Source organism: Anabaena sp. FACHB-595 (genome assembly GCF_048568275.1).
Lineage (GTDB): Bacteria > Cyanobacteriota > Cyanobacteriia > Cyanobacteriales > Nostocaceae > Trichormus.
The window spans coordinates 4,626,938-4,653,242 of the sequence record NZ_CP183473.1 but is presented as its reverse complement, the minus strand read 5'-3'; the positions used below and the strand labels follow the sequence as shown (position 1 = coordinate 4,653,242).

26 protein-coding genes and 2 pseudogenes are annotated in these 26,305 nt (G+C 42.1%); 15 read left to right on the top strand and 13 right to left on the bottom strand.

What is annotated here, in order from left to right:
- Positions 1 to 55: 55 nt before the first annotated feature.
- Positions 56 to 256, bottom strand: a complete 201-nt coding sequence (locus ACN222_RS19300) for a hypothetical protein (protein WP_126987216.1) — start codon at positions 254 to 256, stop codon at positions 56 to 58.
- A 915-nt stretch (positions 257 to 1,171) separates the two neighbouring features.
- A complete protein-coding gene (locus ACN222_RS19295) occupies positions 1,172 to 2,017 on the bottom strand; it encodes a cell division protein FtsQ/DivIB (protein ID WP_010997998.1) in 846 nt (281 codons plus the stop codon).
- Positions 2,018 to 2,318: 301 nt separating this feature from the next.
- On the opposite strand from ACN222_RS19295, the pseudogene ACN222_RS19290 reads away from it, so the two are divergent.
- Positions 2,319 to 2,769: pseudogene (locus ACN222_RS19290) on the top strand (WD40 repeat domain-containing protein); the annotation flags it as partial.
- A 122-nt stretch (positions 2,770 to 2,891) separates the two neighbouring features.
- Here ACN222_RS19290 and ACN222_RS19285 read toward each other — a convergent pair.
- Positions 2,892 to 3,254 (bottom strand): hypothetical protein, encoded by a 363-nt coding sequence (locus ACN222_RS19285; RefSeq protein ID WP_044521955.1) that lies wholly within the window; start codon positions 3,252 to 3,254, stop codon positions 2,892 to 2,894.
- A 492-nt stretch (positions 3,255 to 3,746) separates the two neighbouring features.
- On the opposite strand from ACN222_RS19285, the gene ACN222_RS19280 reads away from it, so the two are divergent.
- From ACN222_RS19280 to ACN222_RS19255, 6 genes and pseudogenes are all read left to right on the top strand, one after another.
- Entirely contained in the window at positions 3,747 to 4,568 is an 822-nt protein-coding gene (locus tag ACN222_RS19280) for a photosystem II manganese-stabilizing polypeptide (RefSeq protein WP_010997995.1), read from the top strand.
- A 920-nt stretch (positions 4,569 to 5,488) separates the two neighbouring features.
- Positions 5,489 to 6,265 (top strand): RNA polymerase sigma factor SigF, encoded by a 777-nt coding sequence (locus tag ACN222_RS19275; protein WP_010997994.1) that lies wholly within the window; start codon positions 5,489 to 5,491, stop codon positions 6,263 to 6,265.
- A 166-nt stretch (positions 6,266 to 6,431) separates the two neighbouring features.
- Entirely contained in the window at positions 6,432 to 7,277 is an 846-nt protein-coding gene (locus tag ACN222_RS19270; protein ID WP_010997993.1) for a hypothetical protein, read from the top strand.
- A 2-nt stretch (positions 7,278 to 7,279) separates the two neighbouring features.
- On the top strand, positions 7,280 to 7,528 hold the full coding sequence (locus ACN222_RS19265) for a hypothetical protein (RefSeq protein WP_010997992.1): 249 nt from the start codon (positions 7,280 to 7,282) through the stop codon (positions 7,526 to 7,528).
- 483 nt (positions 7,529 to 8,011) lie between these two features.
- Positions 8,012 to 10,637: pseudogene (locus ACN222_RS19260) on the top strand (hypothetical protein).
- 109 nt (positions 10,638 to 10,746) lie between these two features.
- Entirely contained in the window at positions 10,747 to 10,887 is a 141-nt protein-coding gene (locus ACN222_RS19255; protein WP_010997990.1) for a photosystem I reaction center subunit VIII, read from the top strand.
- A 253-nt stretch (positions 10,888 to 11,140) separates the two neighbouring features.
- On the opposite strand, the gene ACN222_RS19250 is transcribed toward ACN222_RS19255, so the two are convergent.
- From ACN222_RS19250 to ACN222_RS19225, 6 genes are all read right to left on the bottom strand, one after another.
- Positions 11,141 to 11,263 carry a photosystem II reaction center protein J gene (locus ACN222_RS19250; protein ID WP_010997989.1) on the bottom strand — a complete coding sequence of 41 codons (123 nt, stop codon included), beginning with the start codon at positions 11,261 to 11,263 and terminating at the stop codon, positions 11,141 to 11,143.
- A 69-nt stretch (positions 11,264 to 11,332) separates the two neighbouring features.
- On the bottom strand, positions 11,333 to 11,452 hold the full coding sequence (locus tag ACN222_RS19245; RefSeq protein WP_010997988.1) for a photosystem II reaction center protein L: 120 nt from the start codon (positions 11,450 to 11,452) through the stop codon (positions 11,333 to 11,335).
- A gap of 20 nt (positions 11,453 to 11,472) precedes the next feature.
- A complete protein-coding gene (psbF, locus tag ACN222_RS19240; RefSeq protein ID WP_010997987.1) occupies positions 11,473 to 11,610 on the bottom strand; it encodes a cytochrome b559 subunit beta in 138 nt (45 codons plus the stop codon).
- A 9-nt stretch (positions 11,611 to 11,619) separates the two neighbouring features.
- Positions 11,620 to 11,868 carry a cytochrome b559 subunit alpha gene (psbE, locus tag ACN222_RS19235; RefSeq protein WP_010997986.1) on the bottom strand — a complete coding sequence of 83 codons (249 nt, stop codon included), beginning with the start codon at positions 11,866 to 11,868 and terminating at the stop codon, positions 11,620 to 11,622.
- 105 nt (positions 11,869 to 11,973) lie between these two features.
- Entirely contained in the window at positions 11,974 to 12,993 is a 1,020-nt protein-coding gene (locus ACN222_RS19230) for a photosynthesis system II assembly factor Ycf48 (RefSeq protein WP_010997985.1), read from the bottom strand.
- A 153-nt stretch (positions 12,994 to 13,146) separates the two neighbouring features.
- The gene (locus ACN222_RS19225; RefSeq protein ID WP_010997984.1) at positions 13,147 to 13,482 is read right to left on the bottom strand and encodes a rubredoxin; all 336 of its coding nucleotides are present in this window, start codon (positions 13,480 to 13,482) and stop codon (positions 13,147 to 13,149) included.
- Positions 13,483 to 13,677: 195 nt separating this feature from the next.
- Between ACN222_RS19225 and ndhC the strand changes: the two genes are divergently transcribed.
- From ndhC to ACN222_RS19185, 8 genes are all read left to right on the top strand, one after another.
- Positions 13,678 to 14,040 carry a photosynthetic/respiratory NAD(P)H-quinone oxidoreductase subunit C gene (ndhC, locus tag ACN222_RS19220; RefSeq protein ID WP_010997983.1) on the top strand — a complete coding sequence of 121 codons (363 nt, stop codon included), beginning with the start codon at positions 13,678 to 13,680 and terminating at the stop codon, positions 14,038 to 14,040.
- Positions 14,031 to 14,768, top strand: a complete 738-nt coding sequence (locus tag ACN222_RS19215; protein ID WP_010997982.1) for an NADH dehydrogenase subunit K — start codon at positions 14,031 to 14,033, stop codon at positions 14,766 to 14,768. Before ndhC ends, ACN222_RS19215 begins: the two co-directional genes overlap by 10 nt.
- Entirely contained in the window at positions 14,761 to 15,288 is a 528-nt protein-coding gene (locus tag ACN222_RS19210; RefSeq protein ID WP_010997981.1) for an NAD(P)H-quinone oxidoreductase subunit J, read from the top strand. Before ACN222_RS19215 ends, ACN222_RS19210 begins: the two co-directional genes overlap by 8 nt.
- A gap of 200 nt (positions 15,289 to 15,488) precedes the next feature.
- Positions 15,489 to 16,781: an ATP-binding protein gene (locus ACN222_RS19205; RefSeq protein WP_044521952.1), complete on the top strand. Its 1,293-nt coding sequence runs from the start codon at positions 15,489 to 15,491 to the stop codon at positions 16,779 to 16,781.
- On the top strand, positions 16,771 to 18,903 hold the full coding sequence (locus ACN222_RS19200; protein ID WP_010997979.1) for a tetratricopeptide repeat protein: 2,133 nt from the start codon (positions 16,771 to 16,773) through the stop codon (positions 18,901 to 18,903). Before ACN222_RS19205 ends, ACN222_RS19200 begins: the two co-directional genes overlap by 11 nt.
- A gap of 206 nt (positions 18,904 to 19,109) precedes the next feature.
- The gene (locus tag ACN222_RS19195) at positions 19,110 to 19,940 is read left to right on the top strand and encodes an Rpn family recombination-promoting nuclease/putative transposase (RefSeq protein ID WP_010997978.1); all 831 of its coding nucleotides are present in this window, start codon (positions 19,110 to 19,112) and stop codon (positions 19,938 to 19,940) included.
- A 92-nt stretch (positions 19,941 to 20,032) separates the two neighbouring features.
- Complete coding sequence (locus ACN222_RS19190) at positions 20,033 to 20,842, top strand: SDR family oxidoreductase (RefSeq protein ID WP_010997977.1); 810 nt, start codon at positions 20,033 to 20,035, stop codon at positions 20,840 to 20,842.
- A 26-nt stretch (positions 20,843 to 20,868) separates the two neighbouring features.
- Positions 20,869 to 21,399 carry an alpha/beta hydrolase gene (locus tag ACN222_RS19185; protein WP_010997976.1) on the top strand — a complete coding sequence of 177 codons (531 nt, stop codon included), beginning with the start codon at positions 20,869 to 20,871 and terminating at the stop codon, positions 21,397 to 21,399.
- Here the strand turns inward: ACN222_RS19185 and ACN222_RS19180 are convergent.
- The 4 genes from ACN222_RS19180 to ACN222_RS19165 all read right to left on the bottom strand — a co-directional run bounded on the left by ACN222_RS19180 (position 21,396) and on the right by ACN222_RS19165 (position 26,281).
- A complete protein-coding gene (locus ACN222_RS19180) occupies positions 21,396 to 21,593 on the bottom strand; it encodes a hypothetical protein (protein WP_010997975.1) in 198 nt (65 codons plus the stop codon). The genes ACN222_RS19185 and ACN222_RS19180 overlap by 4 nt on opposite strands.
- A 6-nt stretch (positions 21,594 to 21,599) precedes the next feature.
- Positions 21,600 to 22,211, bottom strand: coding sequence for a low-complexity tail membrane protein (locus tag ACN222_RS19175; protein WP_010997974.1), 612 nt, complete (start codon positions 22,209 to 22,211; stop codon positions 21,600 to 21,602).
- A 191-nt stretch (positions 22,212 to 22,402) separates the two neighbouring features.
- Positions 22,403 to 25,522: a translation initiation factor IF-2 gene (gene infB / locus ACN222_RS19170; protein ID WP_010997973.1), complete on the bottom strand. Its 3,120-nt coding sequence runs from the start codon at positions 25,520 to 25,522 to the stop codon at positions 22,403 to 22,405.
- 489 nt (positions 25,523 to 26,011) lie between these two features.
- The gene (locus ACN222_RS19165; RefSeq protein ID WP_010997971.1) at positions 26,012 to 26,281 is read right to left on the bottom strand and encodes a YlxR family protein; all 270 of its coding nucleotides are present in this window, start codon (positions 26,279 to 26,281) and stop codon (positions 26,012 to 26,014) included.
- Positions 26,282 to 26,305 lie beyond the last annotated feature (24 nt).

The following is a 26,305-nucleotide window of genomic DNA, read 5'->3' as shown; positions in this document are numbered from 1 at the left end:
AAACGACTTTTTTAGGTGTTACACATCTAGGAGTCAACTATTAAGTTTGACAGCACTAAAAATTTTGGCACTCTTCTTGATTGTTATCACTACTGCCAACCTTAACAAGATTGTAAGTGTGAAAGTCTGCTATGAGACCAAACACCAACATTTGGACTGGGCTTCGCCTTACCTTAGATGTTGGATGAGCATACCCAGGAGATAGTGTTTGGCTCACCATAGGTGAATGCACAGCTAATTCTAGAGAAGTATACATACATTTACTTAAAATTGATCTGTATAACTTCCACAACTTATTAATATTGTCTCTACATGGCAATTTTTGCATAGTATACCTTTGGGATGCAGGAGACACAGCTAATACTTCTGTTGATGATTTTGATGAGTTATTCATCTGGTTACTAACTGTGTTTGTCTTCTGAGAAGAAGTTTTAAATACTGAAGGCATTTTGTATATTTTGTTATCTATTTAATTTCTGCTACTGAGAATTTGAGGTATCTATTCTGGGATAATTAGTTCTAACGGCTAACTCTATGCAATTAAACCTACACTTAATAAAAATACAATATATTACACAACTCATAGTTCTCAGCAGATTACTTCATGCGAGAAATATAGGTTATGGCAAGTCTTCACTGCCTTAATAATATAGTTGATAGGTTTCAAAATTGGGGATAATTACAACTCTAACCATACAATTAGACTTCCATAAGGCATCCCATTTAAATTTTGTTGGTGAAGGAGTGACCATCCCCTAGATACACAAGTACCTATAGCTATGCCACACTGCGCCAACAGAAATCAAAGTCAACTCCTATCTGTGTTATTTATTGATGCGAAAATTTAAAGATAACAAAGGAATAAAAATCTGACTGATTAATTAATTTGTTACTTTTTGTGACCAAACTGAAACTTAATAGCAATACTATCTAAGCCTATCAAGCTGTTCAGTCGTAAAGTCAATCAGTTTGAATATCTGCTACAGACTGAACAATTGCCACTGGAAACGTACTACACGGTGAGCGCAAGTATCCAGAAATCATTTTTGTCCCTAAGTTCTAAGCGTCTGGAAAAGAGCTTTTCACAATTTCTATGTAAAGCGTAGAGTAAACAATAATATTGTTTTATAAAATAAAATTCATTAATATATAAGGAATTTTTGACACATGATTATGGCGTTTGATTTTTAATTGTCTCTTTATTTTGGATCATATGTACTAAAGGCGATTCAGGATTTTTTAAATCAATATAGTCTATCTCCGAAGGATTTAGTTTTGTATTGATGTGGCGTAATTGTGCTAGTAAATTAATCTGGTCAGCTAATTGGGCGCTTGTAGCACCAAGATAAACTGTTCCTAATTCAGTTTTCAAAATTAAGTTATTTGGGTCTTGGTAATCAATTTCCGTAATTTTTATGGAACTTTGGCTGATATAGGGATATAGTTTACTCCAGTAGGGAGCATATTGTTCTGGTAATCCAATTACCTTAAGTGTAGGGAGTTTGAACTGAGGATTTACTAGTGTATATTTTTCCAGAGGAATCCAAACTCCATTGGCATCGATTAAACCTGTGTGTGTTTGTTTGTTACTAGTACTATTAGATTGTTCTCTCCTCCTTTGAGCCACTGCGACAGGTATTCTTTCTTCGATTTCGATAATTAAACCTGGTGGAAAAAGACGACGATTGACAGTTGCTTGGGCAATGGTTGGTTGTTTCTTCAAAGAGTCAGCGATCGCCGCAGGTTGAATTCGCCATAAAGATTGAGGATAAGATAAAACTAGCAAAGACTTTATCGCTTCTTGCGACAGTAATTGATTGTCAGATTTCATCAATACTTGCTCAGGAGTTTTCAGCACCCATATAGGTTGGAGTGCGACCCAAAGCAACCCACCTGCCAGACCGCTAATGGCTATCGTTTGCCAAATAGCCTGAATAATTTTCATCTGACGCTGCCGACGTAATTTTTTACGACGTTGAGCTAATTCCTTTTGGCTAACCGACGCTATACCAGGCATCAATACCTCTTTTTTGGCTCCAGGTTAAATTCCTTCACTAGGCTTGTGTCTGTTGGTTAATTTCAGCAGCACTGCTGGAATTAACGAGCTAGTAACACTTTACAGCAAGCACATCAGAATCATGGCATAAGTTCCATATATCTTGCCAGAAAAAAAGTTATCAAAAACAACAACATACTCTTGTCGTGACCATTCTATCTTTACTATTTTTCTGTAAGTAGCCATGAAAAAAAGTCACAGCATTTGTAGTTAATTCAAACAAAATTCAGCAATAGCACTTAATAAAGAATTACTTGTATTGTGGGTATTAGGTGTTAGTTTTAGCCCGACTGAAAAATTATTGGCTTCTGCTGGTTGGGACAACACAGTCAGTTTATGGCGACGAGATGGGACTTTGTTGCAAACCTTGTTAAAAGGCTTGAGCGACAGCGTTAATGCTGTGAATTTTAGTCCTAATGGTGAAATACTTGCTGCTGCTAATTGGGATAGTACAGTCAAATTGTGGAGCCGTGAGGGCAAATTAATTAAAACCCTCAACGGACACGAAGCTCCTGTGTTGAGCGTCAGTTTTAGCCCTGATGGACAGACGTTAGCTTCAGCTAGCGATGACAACACAATTATTTTATGGAACTTACATCTTGATGACCTACTGAATCGTGGTTGTGGCTGGGTCAATAATTATCGGAAGCGCAACAACAATTGTAGATGAGCGCGATCGCTTGCTTTGTGATGATGTCAGCGATCGTATCTAAGAACTAATCTGTAATTAAATTAACTATCCATGCCAAAATCGACGAAACACTTAGTTTGTAGTGATTTTGAATTTTATAGCACTTGCATTAGCTGTAGGGTATCTAAATTCCACCTTGCGGTATCAGCTCCAAGAGCGATCGTCACTTAACAATTCATCACTACTTACCTGTTGCTTGCTTTCTTCCGTTTCTATTTCTAGTAAGTTGCTTAAAAAAGCTTGTAATCTCATACGTTCAATATAAGGCCAACCCCCCTCAGATTCAATGTCTTTCAACATAGCGTAGAGATGCTGGCGATTATTAGGTAAACTTTCTTGGAATGTTCCATCACGAATCTCTCTGTGTAACTGCTCTAACTGGCGCAACAATTTTAGAAGAGCCGTAGTATTTCCTTGGCAACTTTTAGCCGCATCTTGGACTACATCCGTAATATTTTGTAACTTATCTGAAAATTGACTTGATTCCGTAATGCTGTTGTTGCTCATGCAACCCTCTCTGTTTAAATTAAGTCTACCCAAATTTACCGAATATAGTCGTCTTTCATCCCTTAAGACAAATTTACACACATATTCGTAGAATCTTTTGTCAATACCTTATCCCCAGGGGGGACACACCTTCCTTAATCTCAATACCTTTAATACTAAAGTGGCGCAGTGACGATTCACACAGACTCATAGGAAGCCTTATGGGATCAACACTAGTTACTCAAGACCAGAAGTGCTTTGATTTTGAGTTAAAAAAAATCGTATGATCTGGCTGATTTCCCTAATAAAGCAAGCGGCTGTATTTAGTGGTAACACATACATAATACAGAACGACTTGGGCAACCCTGCCAACACCACAGGTATTGGCACAGCGCGAAGCCAAATCCAACTTTCGCGTTATTTGAGGTAAGTAGTGATGCCAATTTGCCGCAAAATGTACTTATCACTATGCCCAAACCCTTTATATATCGATTTTTGACATTGAGGTTGATCATGAGGTATCGCGCTTTAATTGTTGCATTCTTGGCTGTGTGCTTGGGGCTACTCACTGCTTGTAGTGACGCTCCAGCTTCTAGTACTAGAGATATACTGACTTACGAACAAATTCGAGGCACTGGCCTGGCTAACAAATGTCCCCAACTGACAGAAACCAGCCGTGGCTCCATTCCCTTGGATTCCAGTAAGTCCTATGTCCTCAAAGAACTTTGCTTGGAACCAACCAATTTCTTCGTCAAAGAAGAACCTGCTAATAAACGCCAAACAGCAGAATTTGTGGCTGGAAAATTGTTAACTAGATACACTTCCACCATTGATCAGGTATCGGGTGATCTTAAGTTCAACGATGATAGCAGCTTGACCTTTGTGGAAAAAGATGGTCTTGACTTCCAAGCCATTACTGTGCAATTACCTGGTGGTGAGCGAGTACCCTTCCTGTTCACCATTAAAAATTTAGTTGCACAAACACAACCTGGCTTAAGCAGTCTGAATACTTCCACAGACTTTGAAGGTACATTCAAAGTACCTTCCTATCGTGGTGCTGCATTCTTAGATCCTAAAGGTCGGGGTGTTGTTAGTGGCTATGATAATGCCGTTGCTCTTCCAGCCCAAGCCGATGATGAAGACCTTACTCGTACTAACGTTAAGCGTGCGGAAATTCTCAACGGCAAAATTTCTCTACAAATAGCTAAAGTTGATAGCTCTAGTGGTGAAATTGCTGGTACTTTTGAGAGCGAACAGCCTTCAGATACTGATTTAGGCGCTGATGAACCCAAGGAAGTGAAGATTCGGGGTATATTTTACGCTCGTGTTGAATAAACCCAAACGTGCCTAAATTTTCTTGATTGCCAAAGCTGTCTGGCACTGGAACCATTCTTTGCCTATTATCAAATTTCTGATTGAACGTTAACCCATACCCCCTAATTTTCCTGAGGTGCATGGTTTGACTACTCGCTTAACTAACGCAATTTTCGGGTTGATAAAATCCCGTGAGGACAGGGAGTTGGGAAAAATGCAGTTCAATCAGTGGTAAAAAGCTGTTAATACTCTCAAAAAAAATCACAGAAAGGGGCTTCTAGCCCTTTTTTTATTGGGTTGGTCAACATCGCTGAGATCCAGCCAGACTTCCAGCCTGAGAAGCTATCAGATTCATGCAAGAGGTCTAATGTTATTAGGACTTACGTACCCAGGTTGTCTGCAATGAGTTTTTTATAAAAAATAATAAACTTTCTTAATTTTATTTCAGTATTAATTACTTTTTTAAGTGTTGCACTGATTACACCCAATTTTTTTACCAAAATCTTTATTAAATAGCTCAATTTACAATTCCTTAATTACTTATCCTAAAGTTTACATAAAGCTCCAAGAAAATAGCCGTAAATATACTGGAGGTTTTGGTCTTTGTGTTACTCAAAATATATTAAAAATTCAGCCTTAATACTTATTAAGAAAGTTAGGTAAAATTTCGGTTTCAATTTTACCTAAAAATTCTATATTTTGTCTGTATGTAGCTCTGATAAAGCTCCAAAAAATACAAAAAAAAATAAAACCACGATGCAATTCTTATTAGTTTAAATTCTGTTTGATTTTCGGACTCTTGGCATTTTGATAACACCAAATGTGAATCAATCAAAATTTTCACAGAGCAAATAATTTGACATTTGCGTTGATAGTGCTTAATCGCAGCATTCTTTAAAAGCGATTACTCAAATAATTATTTACTTAATAAATGCGGTGCTATGCCTACAACAGCTACCAACGAATTGAAGTATGAAATTTGGCAGTTGTTACGAGAATATCAGCAATCTCGATCAGAAACTGTTCGTAATCAACTAGTAAAACTGAATCTTGGATTAGTGAGGAAAGAAGCTCACTACTGGATGAATCAATGCCGGGAAAACTATGATGATTTGGTTCAAGTTGGTTGTTTAGGTTTAATCAGAGCGATTGAAAGATTTGAAATTGCCAAAGGCCATGCTTTTAGCTCCTTTGCCATACCTTATATCCGTGGCGAAATTCAACACTACCTCCGCGATAAAGGTGTAACAGTAAGAATTCCTCGTCGCTACTTGGCGATACAACAGCGAGCAATCGGAGTTTCGCGTTCTTTGCGGGAACAATACAACCGCCAACCAACTGACTCAGAATTAGCAACAGCACTGGAAATTTCCCCAGATGAATGGCAGGAAATCAAATTAGCGTGGGTAAACCGCGCTCCTTTGAGTTTAGATGTACCCGTGCAAGATGGTGAAGAAGGAGCCACTAGCCTGGGAGAATTGGTTCCTGATCATCATTACCGCAGTTTTCAGTTGGCACAAGAAGACCAAATTCGCTTACAACAAGCATTGTTTCAGTTAGAACAACGCACTCGTGAAGTTTTAGAGTGTGTGTTTTTACAAGACTTAACGCAGAAACAGGTGGCAGAACACTTAGGAATCAGCGTCGTCACAGTTTCCAGGAGAGTAAAAAAAGGGTTGGACTTGTTAAAGCATCTGATGTGTGTGGCAGATGATTAAAGTTCCATTAAGTCATCAGCATTTATTCTGAATGCTTGGTGCCAAAAACAACTCTTTAAATCCCAAAAAATTAGGTTATAAAGGAAACGACAACAATGCCTGAAATACAAACAGGCATTTTTGCCTTTTATCAATAACAGTTTCCTATAGCGTTTGAGAACGGCTAATGGGCAGAAAATCTAAAATTTTACTTGCAAGTATTGTAACCGTGGCGATCGCCGGATGTGCCTCGGAAGATACACCACCAATTGCTAATCCTAGTCCCCCCCCAACTGCTGCGCCTGTAGCGAAAGCGCCAGTTAAGGCTGAATCCTTTAATAATCCGGTGGTGTCTCCTAATGCGTCTGTAAAGGTTGCCTCTGGGACTCCTAATTTAATTCAATTGACCAATGGTACTGAACGGGCAAATTTAGTTTCTAAAGGACGGATTGACCCCTTTGCTCAAATTATCGGACAGCCAATTGCCGAAATGCCAGCAAATACACCTGTTAAAACAGTCCCCTCTTTACCACCTCTACCCCCTGGTACTACGCCAAAAAGGGTAAATGTGAAAAACAATGCAAATTCGACTACAAACAAGAAAACACTGATAGCAAAATCACGCCCCAGTTTAATGCCGGTTTTGCCTAAAGTTTTACCTCAAGTCGTACCCAATCCGACTTTAGTTTCAGTATTACCACCACCGGCACAACCTGATTTAGCTAAAGCAGTTGTGGTTACTGGTGTAGTGATAGTGGGTAGAGAACCCCAAGCCATAATTAAAATACCTAACGAAATCGCTAGTCGTTATGTGCAAGCAGGACAAAGACTAGCAAATGGTCTGTTGGTGAAACGAATTGAAATGAATGCAGGTTCCAATCCGATTGTTATTCTGGAACAATATGGTATTGAAGTTGCCAGAATGGTGGGTGAAGCGCCTGTTGGAACTATACCAGGAAGCACAAGCCCTACTGGTAGTCCGGTTTCAGTTGTAACACCTACTACTAATCTTCCTGCTGTTGGAGCCTCATAAAGATGGAGACTAAAGAGAAAGTCGAATTTGCGGGTTTACCCTTGGCTGTCTATCGAGAGATAGCAGCTCATCTACGTCAAGTCGAAGGGGTAGAAGTCAGTTTAATTCCCCAATCATCCCAACAGTTTGATTATTATCAAAGTCAAATTGAGGGCTTGTGTATTGCTTGGAACGCAAACACTAATGCTGAGAGTCGGCAACGGGTACAGCAAATTTTGACATACTATAAAAATCGTTATGGCGTTTTTTGACTTGGCTCTATGAGCCATAGTTACAACACTGGATTTTTCATCTTTGATGTCTAATCAAAGTTTCGTTGGTAATGAAAAGGCTTTGATGATCTTTGTGGAAGAGATTTGTCATATTCTGTTTCCCCCGGTAGTTCTCTTTTCTAGTAACTGTTGGGGGCTTTAATTTTGATGAAAAACGGTTTTGGTTGTGGGCAATAGGTACAGAAATAGCTGTGCTTATCAACACGATAAGACGCGGACACGGATGACATCTGCCTCACTCGACTGGGTAAGGTGCAGCAAGGTCAAGTAAGTATCAGCTTTAGAACTTGATATTTAAGAATCACACTCTTAAATAAAATTATTATTTAGCCGGAGTTCTTTACAGTTTTTGAATCGAAACATTATATTACATTCATGAAATTACAGATTGCTGAGGTAAACTTGCAAGAAAAATAACGCAAACTACTACTCAGCTGCTCTTCAGTCTGGGCATCACTCACAATGGAACACTGGCAATTTCTGATTCAGAAGCAAGGCGATCGCTCTTGGCACGCCTTGGAATCGCCAAACACAGAAATCGTAGAGGGTCGGTATAGAGTTTTAGCTCGTTCTAGCCTTCCCAATCAAGATGTGGAAGTGCGCGTAACTTACTTCTCGCCCCAGGAAGTGCCGCCAAAGCGGCGGATTCAAAAACGACTGCGCCGCACCAATTCCGAAGGCTTAATGGCGGTAATTCCTTTCACATACCTCAAACCGGGTATTTGGGAATTGCGCTGCTCTGGCGACTTGATATCAGATATTCTTGGTAAATCTTGGCAATATGGTGTTCATCTGCAAGTAAATTCTCAGGCAGCAGATGAGGTAGAACAGGAACTAGAGATAGAAAATACCTTAGAAATCGATTCATTTCATCAGCCAGACTCCCTATCTGATGGAAATTTGACATCAAATTCTGGAACAGAACTAACAATTACTAATGAGAGTTACTTTCTCAGTACCCGGTTTTTCCCTAGACCAAGAAGGTACAGTAATTGATGAGCCTGTAAATCCAGTTTGGGTTAAAGGCGAAACGGCAGAGCAAATTTTACAAAATTTAATTGACTTAGCATTACCCACTTCTGAACTTTTATTAGAAGACGCAAAAGTTGAAGATTCGCCAACCTCGGAACCATCCCTACCCCTATTGCTGACGCTGGATCGAGAAACATACATTACTCGATGGGGACATTTGTTAACTATTCATGGGAATGTAGAGTTACAAAAAAATCTAGAACAGGCAGATAAGACGGTCAGTACAGAAAACCTCCGTGCTTTGGAACTCCGCATTGAGTTGCGATCGCCTCTAAGCTCAGGAATATTAACTCAATTACGTCAATCTCTAGGAGAAAAATCATTACCTATAACTATCCGTTCGGTGATAGATATTCCTGCTGACTGTGAATCTAAGCTAATTTTGGCAGATATCAAATTATATGGGGTGATGGGCTACGCCGTGGCAGAGGCTAAAGCTAATCCTGAAGCAGTGACCTTACTGGCTAGTCACTCTTTCACAATTACGGCAGATGTGGCTGATTTGCTGGCGGTTAAAAATGCAGTCAAGGCTAGCCCAGTAGATGAGCAAAATGGCACAATTTTAGGAATATCCACGGCTGAAGCCCCTATAAGTTTGGATTTGGAACTGTTTAACCTAGTTAAAACCTCATCTCCAAGAAAATTACAGCCAACTATTCCATCTATAAACACGCCTTTACCGGGGCAAATTGATTCACAATCGTTAAATAAATCAGCCGATTTCCGTTTCCCACAATTACCAAAATTACCCGATAATCCCACTGATGGCATCGCTCCAGCTGATTTAGTGACAGAACTGACCTTAGAACTTCCTCTCTTGGAACAGAATGATACAACTGTCCCCCAAGCTCCCGCTCCCATCAACTTGGATCAGTTGCTCATCAAAGCACGTCGCTCACGGATTCTGGGCAGTACTTTACCTTACTTAAAGCGCTTACCAAGCGAGCCTAGTAGTAGCGAAGTGAAAACAAGCCAAATTGCTGACGAATTAATCGAATCCGTTGTACAGGAATTGCCACAGGTTGATAACTTAATTACTGAGCCGGAAACTAATTTAGAAGATGTGCTGAGTGATATAGAGGTTCATGATGAAGTTGTGGCAGAGCTAGAGTCTCAACCAATGGCAGAAGTCATTGAGACTCTAGAAACTAACACATCGGCAACAGAATTAGCAGCAGAGCCTATAACAGAGTTAATTGATGAAAATGTATCAGCAATATCAATTTCTCCATCACTTCCCTATTCATCGCCTTTAATTCGCAAGTGGATGGAGCGTCAAGGATACTCCTTACCTGAATTTGTCACAAATACAAGTGATTTTCCACAGGAGCAGCCCGCGCCAGAAGAACCTGCTATCATTCCCCTGAGTCCTGCAACTCTAGAGTTTGACGATAGCTTGTCATCTCTCTTAGATGTGCAAGCAGAGGCAGTGGAGACAGATTTAATCACTCCAGAGGAAACAGAAAAACAGATGTCTGTGGGGATAGAAGACATCTCTCCAGAATCATCGGTGTTACAACTCGAATTACCTTCGACAGAACCCACTTACACAGCATCAAGTTGGTTAGCTCAAGAATTTGTCGTAGATGACAGCGACAATGAGCCGGAATTGGAGACAAACAATAATCAATTACCAAAAACCGAGCAGCAGGCGATCGCAAATACAATTGACGCTCCCCAGGAAATTCTGGAACCCTTACCGATTCCCCAACTGTATGTACCAGATGGGGAACTGATTGCTGGTACTTTAGTGAGGATACGAGTAGAATTGCCACAAGTATCCCCACAAGTTGTAGTCAAATTGTGGGTGGAAGACTGTCAAACTCGCTGGTTGTTGGATGGGCCCCACCTACTAAAAGAGTTGTTACAGAACTCCTCAGGTAACCTGGAAGCGATGACTCAACTCAATATTCCCTTTGGCTGCATGGAGATTCGGATAGAGGCGATCGCTCTCAATACAGCTACCCAGCAGGAAAGTCACAAGGTCACAATAGTAAAAACTGTAATTCCTCCTGATTTGCCTAATGTTAGCCTAAATGACTTACTTGGTATGTGAATACCATCTGAATGAGGGTGTGTTAAAAATCTTGAGAATTTAAAAAAACTGGCTGAATTTGCAGTAAGCTCGTCTTGAATTGTAGTGTGATTTAAGAGGAAACTTTACTATGGCAACTGCATTTTTGCCTTCTATCTTGGCTGACGCTTCTTTCTTGTCCTCTATCTTCGTTCCCGTAATTGGTTGGGTTGTACCAATTGCCACCTTCTCGTTTCTATTTCTATATATTGAGCGCGAAGATGTTGCTTAATGGAAGCGGATGTAACGGGTAATACGTAATTTGATACTAACTTAAGTTGTTAGTAGTCAATTTAAGAACTGGTAATGGGTAGTGAGCAATAATTTATTTTTAGTTACTTGTTACCAAATTTTACCTATTGCCTGTTATCAAATGTTCAACTAATTGGTTTTTAAGTTCACAAAACAAAATACCGCCTATCTTTTGGAGACAGGCGGTTTTTTAATGCTGTTTTCTAAACAAGAGCTAGAAAACCCAGACTAAATTATATTGAAGAACCGATTCCAGCGTAGGCTCCATAGAAGAAGATACCTACAACCGTAATTACACCTAAACCTGCGATCGTAGCGACGACCCACAGGGGAATTCTCCCACTTCCAGCAGACACAGCTTTCTCCTCCCTTAACAACAAATCAACACAGGTTGAATAAATGAAAATTCACAACAAGAGTTCCAGTTAGTTAAAGAAGTAACTGGAGAATAGAATACCTAGAACAAAAACTAGTAATAGTCCCAGGTAAAGTGAAGTCCGGTTGAGTTCTACCGGTTGATTATTAGGATTGGGCGTTCTTTCCATGATTTACTCCTAGTGTCGAACTAGCGTTGAATAAACTGCATTGAGGCGATCGCGCCCAAAAAGAATACGGTAGGCACAGCTAGTGTGTGAACCGCGATCCATCTCACCGTAAAAATAGGATAGGTAACTGGTTGATTGATGTTGTTCCCGCTAGTCATGATTTCAAACTACTTTTGGATAAGTTGTTCAACTTGTTTTTTCGCTTCAAAACGATTGTTCACAATTGGCAGTTCTTGCCGTGCTTGTGTGTAATACTCATCAGGACGAGGAGTGCCAAACACATCATAAGCCAGCCCGGTGCTGACGAATAACCAACCAGCAATAAATAATGCTGGAATGGTGATGCTGTGAATTACCCAGTAACGAATACTGGTGACGATATCGGAAAACGGACGTTCTCCAGTAGTCCCTGACATTTAGATTCCCACCTTCACAAAGATTGTTATTGAGTTTATTATCCTACAAAGTTAAGAAAGAGTTACAAGTTGCAACTTTCTTCTCATAAAAGTTAGGAAAACTACCTAAGCAGCTGGTTCTGTTGTGGCAGTTTTTGCTGCCTCTGGTTGATATTTTAGTAAAACACCGCGATCGCCAATCACAAATCCCTGATCGGGCTTGAGAAAGACAACCTTGTAAAAATTAGCTGCCACTTCTTCTACATCTCGGTCTTTTTCCCAGGTTTTGCCGCCATCAGTACTTACCAATAAGTTACCACTACCGCCGCCAATCCAAACTTCGTTTGGTGTGCGATAGGCCATATCCAGTAAACCCCAACTGGTCGCCAGCTCAGGAGTTTCGGCATCTAACCACTCATCCGGGTTAGCTGGGTCGCTAAATTGTACCTGACCACCCCTAGCGAGTAACCACAGCCCATCCTGTGAAAATCCCATATTTTCTACACGGCGAGAACTATTACGGTTGTGGGGAACCCAAGCATTTTGTCCTGCTTCCCAAGTAGAGTAGAAACTACCCTTTGCAGAAACAGCAACATACTTACCATCCACAGAACGTTCCAAGTTCCGCACTACCCCTACAGCAGCCTCTACTTGGGCTTTCCAATTTTTTCCGCCATCAGTAGTTTTATAGATAGCACCTACATCTGTAGCCATCTCAGCTATGTCTGTTCCCAAAGCTTGGATAGCGATGGGATTACCGGGGAGTTTCTCACTCAAGGGAATGCGTGACCAAGAACGACCCTCATCTGTGGTGTGCAATAGCAAAGAAGGTTCACCGACAATCCAGCCTTCTTTGCCAGCGAAACTTACTGAGTCAAAACGGTATCTATCATCATCCAGTGCCAAATTCAGGGGCTGCCAATTATTACCACCATCATTGGTTTCTAGCAAGGTGGCACTACTACCTACTAAAAAACCATGCTGAGGATTTTCTGTAAAAGCAATATCCAGTAATTTGGCCTCTGTTGGCAAAGAAACCACTGCCCAAGGGTTGTAGCTGGTAGAGGGAACCTTACTACAACCAATACACAAGAGTAAGACCACCAACAAAGTAAATATTTTTTGCCAACTTTTCACAATAACCATCGATTTCTTTATTTGTTTCTGAATTTGTGTAAGGTTTTTCTAGAAGGTTTACCTTAAGCAGATTGAAAGACTAATGAGTGCTGAGTAAAAAAAGCTGATTTTTATACCCCTACACCCCTAAACCCTTACACCCCTAAACCCCTATCTCCAGCATTACTGCAAGCCATAAAGACTGATAAAGAACAAGAATCCCAAAGCTAAAGCACCAAAAATGAGGATATTTTTTTGTGCTGGGGTGAGCTTATTGACACCTAAACCATAACCGAGATTTTCTCTGAAACCGGAGGCTGTACCTGCCGGGCCGATGTTCGTGAAAGCTGCCTTTTTCGCTGTACAAACTGGACAGCGCCAATTGATTGGCAGTTCGGCAAATGGTGTCTCTGGCGCAATGTCATGCTTATTGTCCCCTTTCTCAGGTTCGTAAACATAACCGCAGGAGCGACACTCAAAGCGGTCTAACACTGTATTTTCAACAGCTTGTTCGCTCATGGTGAAAGTCTCACAGAAAAGAAATATTAAATATACGTTAAAAATTATGACATACCCGTTAGACTTTTCTATCAATCATAGAAACGAATCAAATACTCGAAATGCGTTTGTTGCGAAGATTTCAGAAAAGATAAAAAGATATAATGTGAAATAAAGTAACAGCCTTATTTACACCATAAGCGGTAGATATTCATTGTGTTTGTCCTTAGCGGTTACGAGTACCTTCTAGGCTTTCTCATTATCTGTAGCCTAGTTCCTGCATTAGCGCTTTCCGCGTCCAAGCTCCTGAGACCCACTGGTAACAGCCTGGAACGCCGCACCACTTACGAATCTGGGATGGAACCAATAGGGGGAGCCTGGATTCAGTTCAATATCCGCTACTATATGTTTGCCCTGGTCTTTGTCGTCTTTGACGTGGAGACTGTGTTCTTATATCCTTGGGCAGTTGCTTTTCACCGTCTGGGGCTATTGGCATTCATTGAAGCGCTAATTTTTATTGCAATTCTTGTAGTCGCCCTAGTTTACGCATGGCGTAAAGGAGCATTGGAATGGTCTTGAATTCTGATTTAACTACTCAGGACAAAGAGCGAATCATCAACCCCATTGAACGTCCTACAATCACTCAAGACCTGTCGGAAAATGTGATTTTAACTACGGTTGATGACCTCTATAACTGGGCTAGGCTTTCGAGCCTGTGGCCGTTGTTGTTTGGTACAGCTTGCTGCTTTATTGAGTTTGCAGCATTAATTGGTTCGCGTTTTGACTTTGACCGCTTCGGGTTAATTCCCCGTTCCAGTCCCCGTCAAGCCGATTTGATTATCACAGCTGGGACAATCACCATGAAGATGGCTCCTCAATTGGTGCGTCTTTATGAACAAATGCCCGAACCTAAGTATGTAATTGCGATGGGTGCTTGCACAATTACAGGCGGTATGTTTAGCGTTGATTCGCCTACGGCTGTGCGGGGAGTTGATAAGTTAATTCCCGTGGATGTCTACTTACCTGGTTGTCCTCCCCGTCCGGAAGCAATTATCGACGCAATTATTAAGCTGCGGAAGAAGATTGCTAACGACTCTATGCAGGAACGGAGTCTGATTCGGCAAACCCATCGTTTCTACAGCACGACTCATAACTTGAAGCCAGTACCAGACATCTTAACTGGTAAGTATATGCAGTCAGAGACTCGCTTCAACCCACCAAAAGAGTTGACAGAAGCGATCGGTCTTCCTGTTCCCCCAGCACTGCTGACATCACAAACCCAGAAGGAGGAACAAAAACGTGGCTGATGAAGAATTACAACCAGTACCCGCAGCAGAAGCCGCTATAGTTCCATCTGGGCCGACTTCCCAGTGGCTAACGGAAAATGGCTTTGCTCATGAATCTTTGGCAGCCGACAAAAACGGCGTGGAGATAATTAAAGTGGAGGCAGATTTCTTGCTTCCCATCGCTACAGCCCTGTATGCTTACGGGTTTAATTATCTCCAGTTTCAAGGTGGTGTTGACCTTGGGCCAGGACAGGATTTGGTTAGCGTGTATCACTTGGTGAAGGTGAGTGACAATGCTGATAAGCCTGAAGAAATCAGGGTGAAGGTGTTCTTACCACGGGAAAATCCGGTAGTTCCTTCGGTGTACTGGATTTGGAAAACCGCAGACTGGCAAGAACGCGAATCTTACGATATGTTCGGCATTATCTACGAAGGACACCCCAATTTGAAGCGGATTTTGATGCCGGAAGATTGGGTAGGTTGGCCTTTGCGGAAGGATTACATTTCGCCTGATTTCTACGAATTGCAGGACGCTTATTAGGCTGAGTACTAAGTGTCAGCTTGTGAGAATTTTCATATCTCATCTTTAACCCCTTTCCGGCGGCGGAGAGGGGTAATGTTTTTTATACGCAAAGTGGCGCGGAGGTTGGCGCAGAGTTTCGCAGAGAATAGTTCTATTTTTGCGAGGATGGGTGATGATATAAGTAAGTATGAAAAATGTTATGTTGCCATAGTTTGTTTATGTCTAAGGAATTATTAAAATCTTTCCAGGAAGCTTATAGCAATCTCGAATTGTTTCCATTGATGGGAGAGAAATTAATGGAGCAGTTTCGTGTAGATTATGGTGATGATTTAATAGCAGATTTGCGGCAATTAGTTGAAGATAGCCCTAATGGTGATGGCAAGTTTGTATTTACTGGACATCGAGGATGTGGAAAGTCTTCTTTATTAGCCGAATTTAGTAGACAAGTTCAGGATAATTTTTTTGTAGTTTTATTTTCTATTGCTGACACTATTGAAATGTCGGCTGTTAATCATGTCAATATTCTGTTTGCGATCGCTCTTAATTTAATGTACGAGGCAGAAGCACGCAAAGTACAAATTCCTCAAACTACTAAAGATAAACTTTATGGATGGTTTGCAACTCGTACTCGGACTACAGAGGCAGAGTTGGGAGGTGGGATTGAAGCTAGTGTTAATTTGCTCACTTTCCTGAAAGCTCAATTAAAGGCTGACGCAAAAGTTAGAGAGGAAATTACACAGGAATTTGAACGGAAAATATCAGATTTAGTTGCCCGAATTAATGAAATTGCTGCATTGATTCAATTTGCTACTAAACAAGAAGTTATAGTCATCATTGATGATTTAGATAAACTAGATTTGGGAAGAGTTAATGATATTTATCGAGATAATATTAAAGCTCTGTTTCAACCTAATTTTCGGATTATCTATACTATCCCTATTTCGGTAATGTGTGACACTTTTCTCTGGCCACTTATTGGTGCAGAAACTAATTATCAAACTGTGGTGATGCCTGTTATCAAGATTTTTGCTAAGGGTGACAATCGTTTGCCTGATGCCCAGCCTCGAAGTGAAGCCAAAAATATTTTATGTGAAATCTTACAAAAACGCATTTCTAGTGAATTAATAGACAAATCAGCAGCAGAGAAGATTGTTGTTTACAGTGGTGGAGTGCTGCGTGAATTAATTCGTCTGGGTAATGTGTGTTGTCGCATTTGTTTGCGGCTTATCAGGCAGAAACCAGGAGAGAAAATTGTTATTAATGACCAAATTATAGAAGAAGCCATTAAGCAAATTCGTAATGATCTTTCTCTGCGTCTAGGAAGAGACGATTTTGAAATTTTGAAAACTACTTATGAGCAGTTCGAGCCGGAAGATGTACAGCAACAGGAGTTTTTAGAATTACTGCATGGGTTGTATGTTTTGGAATATCGTAATGATGAAACTTGGTATGATATTCACCCCATTCTTGTAGAGACTCTGAGACGCAGGGGGTTAATTAATGGTGAATGAAGACTTATTAGCAGATGGAGAAAATCGAGATGCTTATGATGATTTAATGGTTTCTATTGAGGCTAAAGCACATCGATTAAATTTGCTAATTGCCGTTTGTGATGATGCCAGTTTCCGAGATGAGATTATTGCTCAGTATGAGGCAGAATTACAGCCAGAAATTCGTTGCTATCGGGTGACATTAGCGCGGGGTGAACCGAGTTTGAGGGCTGCTGTTGCTCAATTGGTGGAAAGAGAAGAATATTTGCAGCAACATAACCCAGCAGTTATTACTGTAACTGGTGCAGAACAGCTTTATTTTCTCAAGCTGGGGAATGAGCGTTCAGAACAAGAGATTTTTTTCGGTTACTTGCAGTGGACTAGAGAGGGGTTAAGGGAATTTCCTTTTGCTATAGTTCTCTGGGTGACTAATCAAATATTGGGTGATTTGAGGAAGAAAGCACCTGATTTTTGGAGTTGGCGCAATGGTGTTTTCCGGTTTGTGTCTAGAAGAAAAAATACTATTTCTGGTAGAGATATAGAAGCAATTCGTTTTGCTTTCAGTGACGATGAGATTTCAGGTTTTGATGATGAAAATGATTATTTATTACCCATAGAAGATTTGCAAGGATTTATTCAAGATTTAGAACAGCGCGGTGTGAAAGATGCAACTTTAGCGACTTTATACTTTAGCTTAGGAGATATTTATAGAAAAAGACTCAACCGGGGAGAGTTTCAAGATTATCAGCAAGAGCAAGACTTAGGCATTAAGTATTTAAGCAAGGCTGTTGAGTTGCAAAAAGAGTTAGGTTTAGATCAAGACTTAGCCACCAGCCTTAATAACTTAGCATTGCTTTACCGTTCCCAAGGCAAATACAGCGAAGCTGAACATTTGTACATAGAAGCCTTGGCACTCACACGCAAACTACTGGGTGAAGAACATCCCGATGTTGCACAAAGTCTCAACAACCTAGCAGTACTCTACCGCTATCAAGGCAGATATAGTGAAGCTGAACCTTTGTATAGCCAAGCTTTAGCACTATACCGTAAACTGCTGGGTGAAGAACATACAGAGGTCGCACACAGTCTCAATAATCTTGCCAGACTATACCAGTCCCAAGGCAGATACAGTGAAGCCGAACCCTTATACATCCAAGCATTAGTACTGTACCGTAAACTGCTGGAGGACGAACATCCTGATGTCGCTGTCAGTCTCAACAATTTAGCCGCACTCTACGATTCCCAAGGTAGATACAGTGAAGGCGAACCTCTGCACATCCAGGCTTTGGCATTGTGGCGTAAATTGCTGGGGGAAGAACATCCCAATGTTGCCATCAGCCTCAACAATCTAGCAGTACTATACCAGTCCCAAGGCAGATACAGTGAAGCCGAACCTTTATACATCCAAGCCTTAGTACTGTACCATAAACTGTTTGGTGAAGAACATCCAGATGTCGCCACCAGCCTCAACAATTTAGCAGGACTCTACAAATCTCAAGGTCGATACAGCGAAGCGGAATCTTTGTACATTCAAGCTTTGGCACTGAGTCGCAAACTCCTGGGTGAAGAACATCCCGATGTTGCACAAAGCCTCAACAATTTAGCTGCACTCTACCGTTCCCAAGGCAGATACAGCGAAGCGGAACCTTTGTACATTCAAGCTTTGGCAATGAGGCGCAAACTCCTGGGTGAAGAACATCCCGATGTTGCACAAAGCCTCAACAATTTAGCTGCACTCTACTTTTTTCAAGGCAGATATAGCAAAGCGGAACCTTTGTACATTCAAGCTTTGGCACTGTGGCGCAAATTGCTGGGGGAAGAAAATCTTTCAGTCGCACAAAGCTTCAACAATTTAGCCACACTCTACCACTACCAAGGCAGATACAGCGAAGCCGAATCCTTTTACATTCAAGCTTTAGCGCTAACGCGCAAACTATTAGGTGAAGAACATCTTTCAGTCGCACTTAGTCGTCGCAGTTTAGCATTACTCTACGATTCCCAAGGCAGATACAGCGAAGCGGAACCTTTGTACATTCAAGCTTTAGATATTTTAGAGAGAATTTTAGGGGCAAACCACCCAGATACTGTTACTATGCGTGAAAATTTAGCAGAGTTGCGCGATCGCCTCTCCTCAGAACAATAACAGCGATCACCTAAACATAAAGTTTTATGTTTTGAGGTGGAATGATGGGGTTGTGGAGGCGATCGCTCACCCTTTTTACTTGAAGTTTCGTGTTTTGAGGTGGAATGATGGAGTTTTGGAGGCGATCGCTCCAGTTTAAAACTTGAAGTTTCGTGTTTAGAAGTGGAATGATGGAGTTGTAAGAACGAAATTACGAATTATTCCAGGTGCAAACAGACAAAATATTCTACAGCTTGTTTCAAGCGTTCCCCAGCATATTTTTTGCCATCATTGGGGAAACAGATATTAATCCCAGTACCTATGAGTTTGTCTCAGTGGAACTAAAGGAAACTGCTTTTCGCATTGATGGGGTATTTAAACCTGTTAATGAAAGCACAGAAGAACCCCTATATTTTGTTGAAGTTCAGTTTCAACTAGATCCTAAATTTTATAGACGCTTCTTTGCCGAAATCTTTCTTTATCTCCGTCAAAACCCATCTGTTAACTTTTGGCGTGCTGTTGTCATTTATCCCCAACGCATCATAGAACCGGATGATCAACAACCTTATCGTTTGATTTTGGATAGTTCCCAAATACAACGCATTTATTTAGATGAGTTAGGGACGGCTAGCGAAAACTCTCTGCAATTAGCGATCGTGCAACTAATTATTGCCAGTGAAGCAACAGCTATTGACCAAGGTAGACAACTGATTATACAGGCAAGGCAAGAACTGACCGATGAAGCAAACAAAAAACAAATTGTAGAATTAATAGAAACTATCTTGTTGTACAAATTCACCAACTTAAGCCGAGAGGAGGTAGCAGCTATGTTGGGTATAGATGATGAATTCAAAAAAACTAGGATGTATCAGTCTATTAAGGAAGATGGACTAGAAGAAGGTAGACAAGAAGGTAGACAGGAAGGTAGACAAGAAGGTAAGTTACAAGCAAAGTTAGAGGCTATTCCTCGGTTACTGGCCTTGGGGTTGAATGTAGAACAGATAGCAGGTGCTTTGGATTTGACGATTGAGCAAGTTCAGGAAGTTGTAGAAAATTAGTAGATTTTTACTGAATATTTCTCATCAGAGATTCGTCACTTTCCAGTCACATTTGCTTGTAACCCTAGCAATGTAGGCATTCCCAAACTATTATGAACGGGTTAAAAGGTAAAAACACTCTGATTACGGGTGCTAGTTCTGGTATTGGGCAGGCGATCGCTATCCGTCTGGCTCAAGAAGGTTGTAACATTGCTATTAATTACCGCAAAAGTCCCTCAGGTGCAGAGGAAACTGAAGAAATGGCTTTGCAGAAGGCTTGTAAAAATGTTGAAATTTGCGGTGTTAAGTCTTTGTTAGTACAGGGTGATGTTTCTCAGGAAGAAGATGTTGTCGAGATGGTCAACACTGTAATTGAGGAGTTTGGTAGTCTCGATATTCTCATCAATAACGCCGGGATTCAAACTGAATGTCCATCCCACGAAATCACAGCAGAAGACTTTGATCGCGTAATTGGAGTCAATCTGCGGGGTTCTTACTTGTGCGCGCGTGAAACTATTAAACACCTGCTGACTCAAAATCGTTCAGGGGTAATTATTAATATTTCCAGTGTCCACGAAATTATCCCTCGACCAATGTATGTCAGCTATTCCATCAGTAAAGGTGGAATGGAAAATATGACCAAAACTCTAGCTTTGGAATATGCTCATCGGGGTATTCGTGTCAATTCTGTAGCGCCTGGAGCGACAATTACACCTATCAATGAAGCTTGGACTGATGACCCGGAAAAGAAAGCAGTTGTAGAAAGTCATATTCCCATGAGGCGTGCTGGTACTTCCGAGGAAATGGCGGCAGCAGTAGCATTTTTAGCATCAGATGAAGCAGCATACATCACGGGACAAACTTTGTTTGTAGATGGTGGTCTGTCGCTGTACGCTGACTTTAGAGAACCTTGGTCAGCTTGAGTTCCCAGTATAGAACTTCAGAAAATATGAGTCTTATCAGGCTGTATCGCACCTCAATATTGGTAGTGAGTGTCTGCATCCTACTGGCTAGCAACTCTGCTTTAGCTGCTGAAAGAGTAGTACTGAAGTACAAGGTCTTCCGTGAAACTATTGTTGTAGAAGAATTGTCAACCTTTGCTCAAACTGGCGCACTCTCAAGTTCACTACGAATTAATTTAGCTTTGGCTCGACAAAACCCTAAAGTAATTCGTCAATATTTAACAACACCAATCAAAGTCAGCCCTGTACTTTTAGATCGGGTTTTAAACAGTCCTGTTGGTAACATTATTCTTGATGAGCTAAGTCAAGTTATCCACACACCATCCCGCAGTGCTGATAGACAAGCTTTGCGTTCCGCTTTGGTACTTTCCGCTAGTGGTGATGGACAAGTGACTTTAATAGAAATCATCCAAAATTATCCTACTCCAAACGTAGAAATTGACGGAGAGCGTTTGGGGGATGCTTACCGTCAACTTCGTAGCTTACAAGCTAGGTTAGAGAATTTATTCAGTTTTTAATAAGCTAAAGTTTCTAAAGTTTCCCGCAAATAACGTTGTACTTGCTGTTCTAAACGCAATTCCTTAAGTTGAATATTACTTTCTAGCTGCCAACGCTGGAAACCAGAAGTAGTGGCGATCGCATATTGGAGATTGCTCCAAATATCAGGATCACGAGAAAATTGATAATTACTGGTAGCTGTAATCTTAGCCATAGTCCCTCATTCCTCAGTTTTAACTTTGACAGGCAACTGGGGCAAGATTTTATTAACCCGCACCCCTAAAATTGTGAAATCCTGGTTAATCTTCTCTAAAGGTAATGGTTCTATCGCTGCAAATTCTGTGTCATTTGTGACCAAAACCCGCGCTACGCTCACGGGAATTTGCAGAAACAAATTACTTGCCAAAAAGGTTAAAGCCGCAAGTGCTAACCCCAAGATACGCCACTGGGGTAATTGACTTGTAATGTTGACAACTAAAGGCGCAGCTTGATATAGCTGCCACAATACAAAAATAGATAAAATTGCTGACAATAGAGCCAGCACACGATTTAACTTGGTATTAATTAAACAAAGGATTTTTCTTTGCTGCTCAGTCAGATTTTCTGGCTTGAGGGCAATTCCCAAAATGGCAAATATATAAAAAGGGCGACGCAACTGCATCCATAAAAGTGGAATAAGACCAGTTGCAGCTACTAACAAAAGTTCCATCCAGACTGGTAAAAGTGGCTCACCAACAGAAAGGAACAATAAGCACAATAGCAAAAAAATTGGTAGTGTCGCCAATCCAGCGACGTGAATCCACAATATTGGTTCAGAGCGAAATGAGCGCATAAAAGAGTCCTGAGTTTTGAGTTTTGAGTGCTGAGTGTTGAATTTTAAGTTTGGATACCAGCAAGAAAGTCAGGTTTAAATCTCTCCCAGGTTTGTTTCCAACTGGTATGAGTTGTGAGTTGTCGCAGTTAAAAACTGTTTTCAACTCTTTACTCTTAAATTACTTACCACTCAGCACTCGTTACTCAGCACTATCTTGTTAGTGCCAGGGTACGGCGTTTTGTGACCATTTGATAGGATTCGATGATGTCACCTTCAGCCCAATCATGGAATTTATCAACACCAATACCGCATTCATAACCAGCGTTGACCTCACGCGCGTCGTCTTTCATCCGTTTGAGGGAGTCAAGCACGCCTTCATAGATCACCTTACCGGCACGACGTACCCGCACTTTGCAGTTGCGGACTAGTTTGCCAGACTGAACGTAACAACCAGCAACAGCACCACGACCAACTGGGAAGACAGCGCGGACTTCTGTTTGACCAAGGGGTTCTTCTACCAACTCTGGTTCTAACAGACCTTCCAATGCGCCTTGGATATCTTCGATCAGTTTGTAGATGATGTTGTATTCCCGCACGTCTACTCCTGCTTCATCAGCAGCTTGTCTGGCTCCACTGGCGAAGGTGGTGTTGAAGCCGATAATTACAGCTCCACTGGCTGCTGCTAAGTCGATATCTGTTTCGGTGATTTCGCCAGCCGCAGTTAACAGCATCCGAATCTGTACTTCGTTTTGGGGGATTTGTTTGAGTGATCCCACAATTGCTTCTACAGAACCTTGTACGTCGCCTTTCAAGATCAGGTTGAGTTCTTTCAACTCGCCTTCTTGAGCTTGCGCCGATAGGGTTGTGAGGGTGACACGTCCTTGTAGTAGACGAGATAGACGTTGCTTGTCGGCACGATCTGAGGCCAGCGCTCTGGCTTCTTTTTCGTTGTCGAATACCTCAAATTCATCACCTGCGGCGGGTACGTCACTTAAACCCAGTACCTCAACTGCAAATGAAGGCCCAGCTATATCTACTCTTCTGCCGCGATCGTCAACCATTGCCCGGACTTTACCAAATGCTGAACCAGCAAGTAGTATATCTCCTACATGGAGTGTACCGTTCTGAATCAATAGGGTAGCAACTGCGCCCTTGGCTTTATCCAGGTGGGCTTCAATGACTGTTCCTCTGGCATTCCGGTCTGGGTTGGCGGAGAGTTCACCAACTTCTGCTACTAACAGAATCATCTCTAGAAGGGTATCGAGATTTTCACCCCTGATGGCGCTCACGGGAACCATGATTGTTTCACCACCCCACTCTTCTGAGGTCAAACCATACTGAGTGAGTTCTTGTTTCACTCGGTCTGGTTGTGCGCCTTCTTTATCAATTTTGTTGATAGCAACAACAATTGGTACTCCGGCTGCTTGAGCGTGGCTAATTGCCTCCACTGTTTGGGGACGAACACCATCGTCTGCGGCCACAACTAAGACGGCGATATCTGTTACCCTAGCGCCTCTTGCTCTCATGGCTGTGAAGGCTTCGTGACCGGGGGTATCTAAGAAGACAATCTGCTGTTCTTTACCGTCATGGACGATATCAACGTGGTATGCGCCTATATGCTGGGTAATCCCGCCAGCTTCACCGGCTGCTACTTTGGTTTTGCGAATCGAGTCGAGGAGGGTAGTCTTACCGTGGTCTACGTGACCCATGATTGTCACTACTGGCGGACGACGCAGGAGATGTTCCAAGTCGCCAACTTCGATCATTTCCGTGACTTTACGGGCTTCTGCTTCTGGTTCAGCAGTCTCGACTTCTATCTCTAGCTCTTTGCCTACCAAGGTAATTGTCGGAATATCCAGATTTTGGGTGATACTCACTGCCATGCCTTTCATGAACAGGATTTTCACTATTTCTGTGTCAGCAACTGCCATAAGGTCAGCTAACTCTTGCACTGTCATTGCCCCTGTGACCGCAACTTTTTCTGGCCGCTCACGTTTAACTTCTGTTTCTTGGCGGCGGTTTTGGTCACGGTTGTTATGACTAGACCTCTTACCACGAGTGGTAGGACTACTAATTGGTGCTGCCGTTGCTGCACTGGCGGATCTGGCTGCTTTGGGTTTGGGAGGACGAGCAATGGAAAGACTAACTTGGACGGTTGCGGGTATTTCTAATCCCTCTTCATCTAGTAAATCTTCATCTTCAAAATCATCTTCCACCAATGGCTTGACGCGTTTGCCTTTAACGCCAGCCTTGCCAGCTTTTTCTTTGATTTCGTCGATGATTTCTTCTTCCTGCCACTTCTTGCCACCTTTGGCGAGACGGGGTGGTGTCGGGCGTTTCAAATCGAGTAGGTCTGGGGCGATCGCTGCTGTATCACCTGCCTCTCCTCTGCCGCCGCCGGGAACTCCTCTAGGTGGGGTGGCAACTGGTGCGGCATCTGCTGACGGGCGGACTGGTCTTTGGGGACGTATGCCGTCACCCGATGGAGCGCCTGGTCTGTTGACACGTTGCTCTGGTTTGACTAGACCTTGGGCGGGGCGAGCCTGTTTTTGTACAGGAGCGGATGAGGTTTCTCCCTGTGCAGGTTTGGCGACTCTTGGTTTAGCTTGGTCGCGCTCATCTTCACGGCGTGGGCGATCGCGTTTGAGAATTGGTTTTTCGCCCGGCGCACCTGTTATTTCAGATAGATCCAGTTTTTCTGCTGTAGGTCTACTGGGAGGCGCTACCAGTTGAGGTTTTGGTTGTCTCTCTGGTTTACCTGGTCTGGGCTGAGCTGATTTTTCTGGCTTCTCTACTGCGATTTTCGCTGGAGCCTGTGATTGAGCTTCCGGCTCTGCTTCTGGTGCAGCAGGTTTTTGCGGGGTCTCAGATAGATTCCTTGGTACGGGTCGAGATGGTGCCGTCGGCTTCATGGGCGAGACTGGTGTAGCGAAGGGCCGTGGAGGTGCTGGAGAATTGGCTTCAGAAGAAGCAATCTGGTTATTAGCAACTGACGCTTCAGGAGCGTTGGAGGTAGTGTTTCTCAATATTTTGGGTTTACGGATTTCCAAAATTTGTTGTTGTTTTTGTGGGGGCGCAGGTCGGTTGCGCGAGCCAGCAGGTGCTGAATTTGGTTTATGGCTGGTTGCGTTTAATTCTTTTTTAGATGTTCCATTTGTAGCTGCAAGTTTTTCCGCAGCTGCCCGGATACTTTCTGCCTCTGATTCTGAAATTGTACTGCTATGGCTTTTGACCGCAATATTGAGCTGGTCGCAAATTGCTAATAGCTCTTTGTTATCCAAATTCAATTCCTTTGATAATTCGTAGATTCTAACTTTGCCGTTGTTCATCCACTCTTCCCCTTTAATTTACAGTTTTTTTGCGGATGGTTGCCTGGAAGTGCGACATCTCCATCCTTTGATTACTGTTTTAGGTTGCCCTTGGTGATTTTGCCGGTGCCTCCAATCAGGAAAGAGAGATGTTTCGGGTTAATGCTGGCATCTCCACCAAAATCGATGGTTAGCGAACATCCTTAAAAGTTTGTTAAATAAAACGTTTTTCTGATGTTCATTGATGCCGAACTGCGCCTGAGCGCTACCAGGTTGCCATTTTGTCGTTTTTTGTTTTGCTGTTTCTGAGCCTTCCACAACACAATGAGAGTGAATTTGTTGGGAGTAATGCTTCGCTCCTCTTAATATTTTGTCAGAGCCGCTTGCTAACTACACCCATTTACTATTTTGGCACTAACCCCAAAAATTGCAGAGGGTGTGGTCATAGCTCAAATGTTTTGGCTGTCACCACTATTCCCCTGAGGATTACCACCATGAATGTTTTGTAGCCTAATTTTGATTTTGGGGATCGTTTTGGGCTAGATTTTGCCACAATGTTTGGTACAGTGTGTCTGGCACCGATGCTTGTAGCGATCGCCCTAATCGATTTTTTTTCTGAGCCACTTGTAGGCAACTCATCTGCGGACAAATATAGGCTGAACGCCCCATGCCCTCATTCAATTGTACCTTTCCCGAAGGAAAGACACGGACAATCCGCCAAAAGTCTTGTTTTAGTCCTACTTTACGGCAACTAATACAACGTCGGTAGTTGGGTTGCATCTGTCTTCTGTAACTTTAACAGAA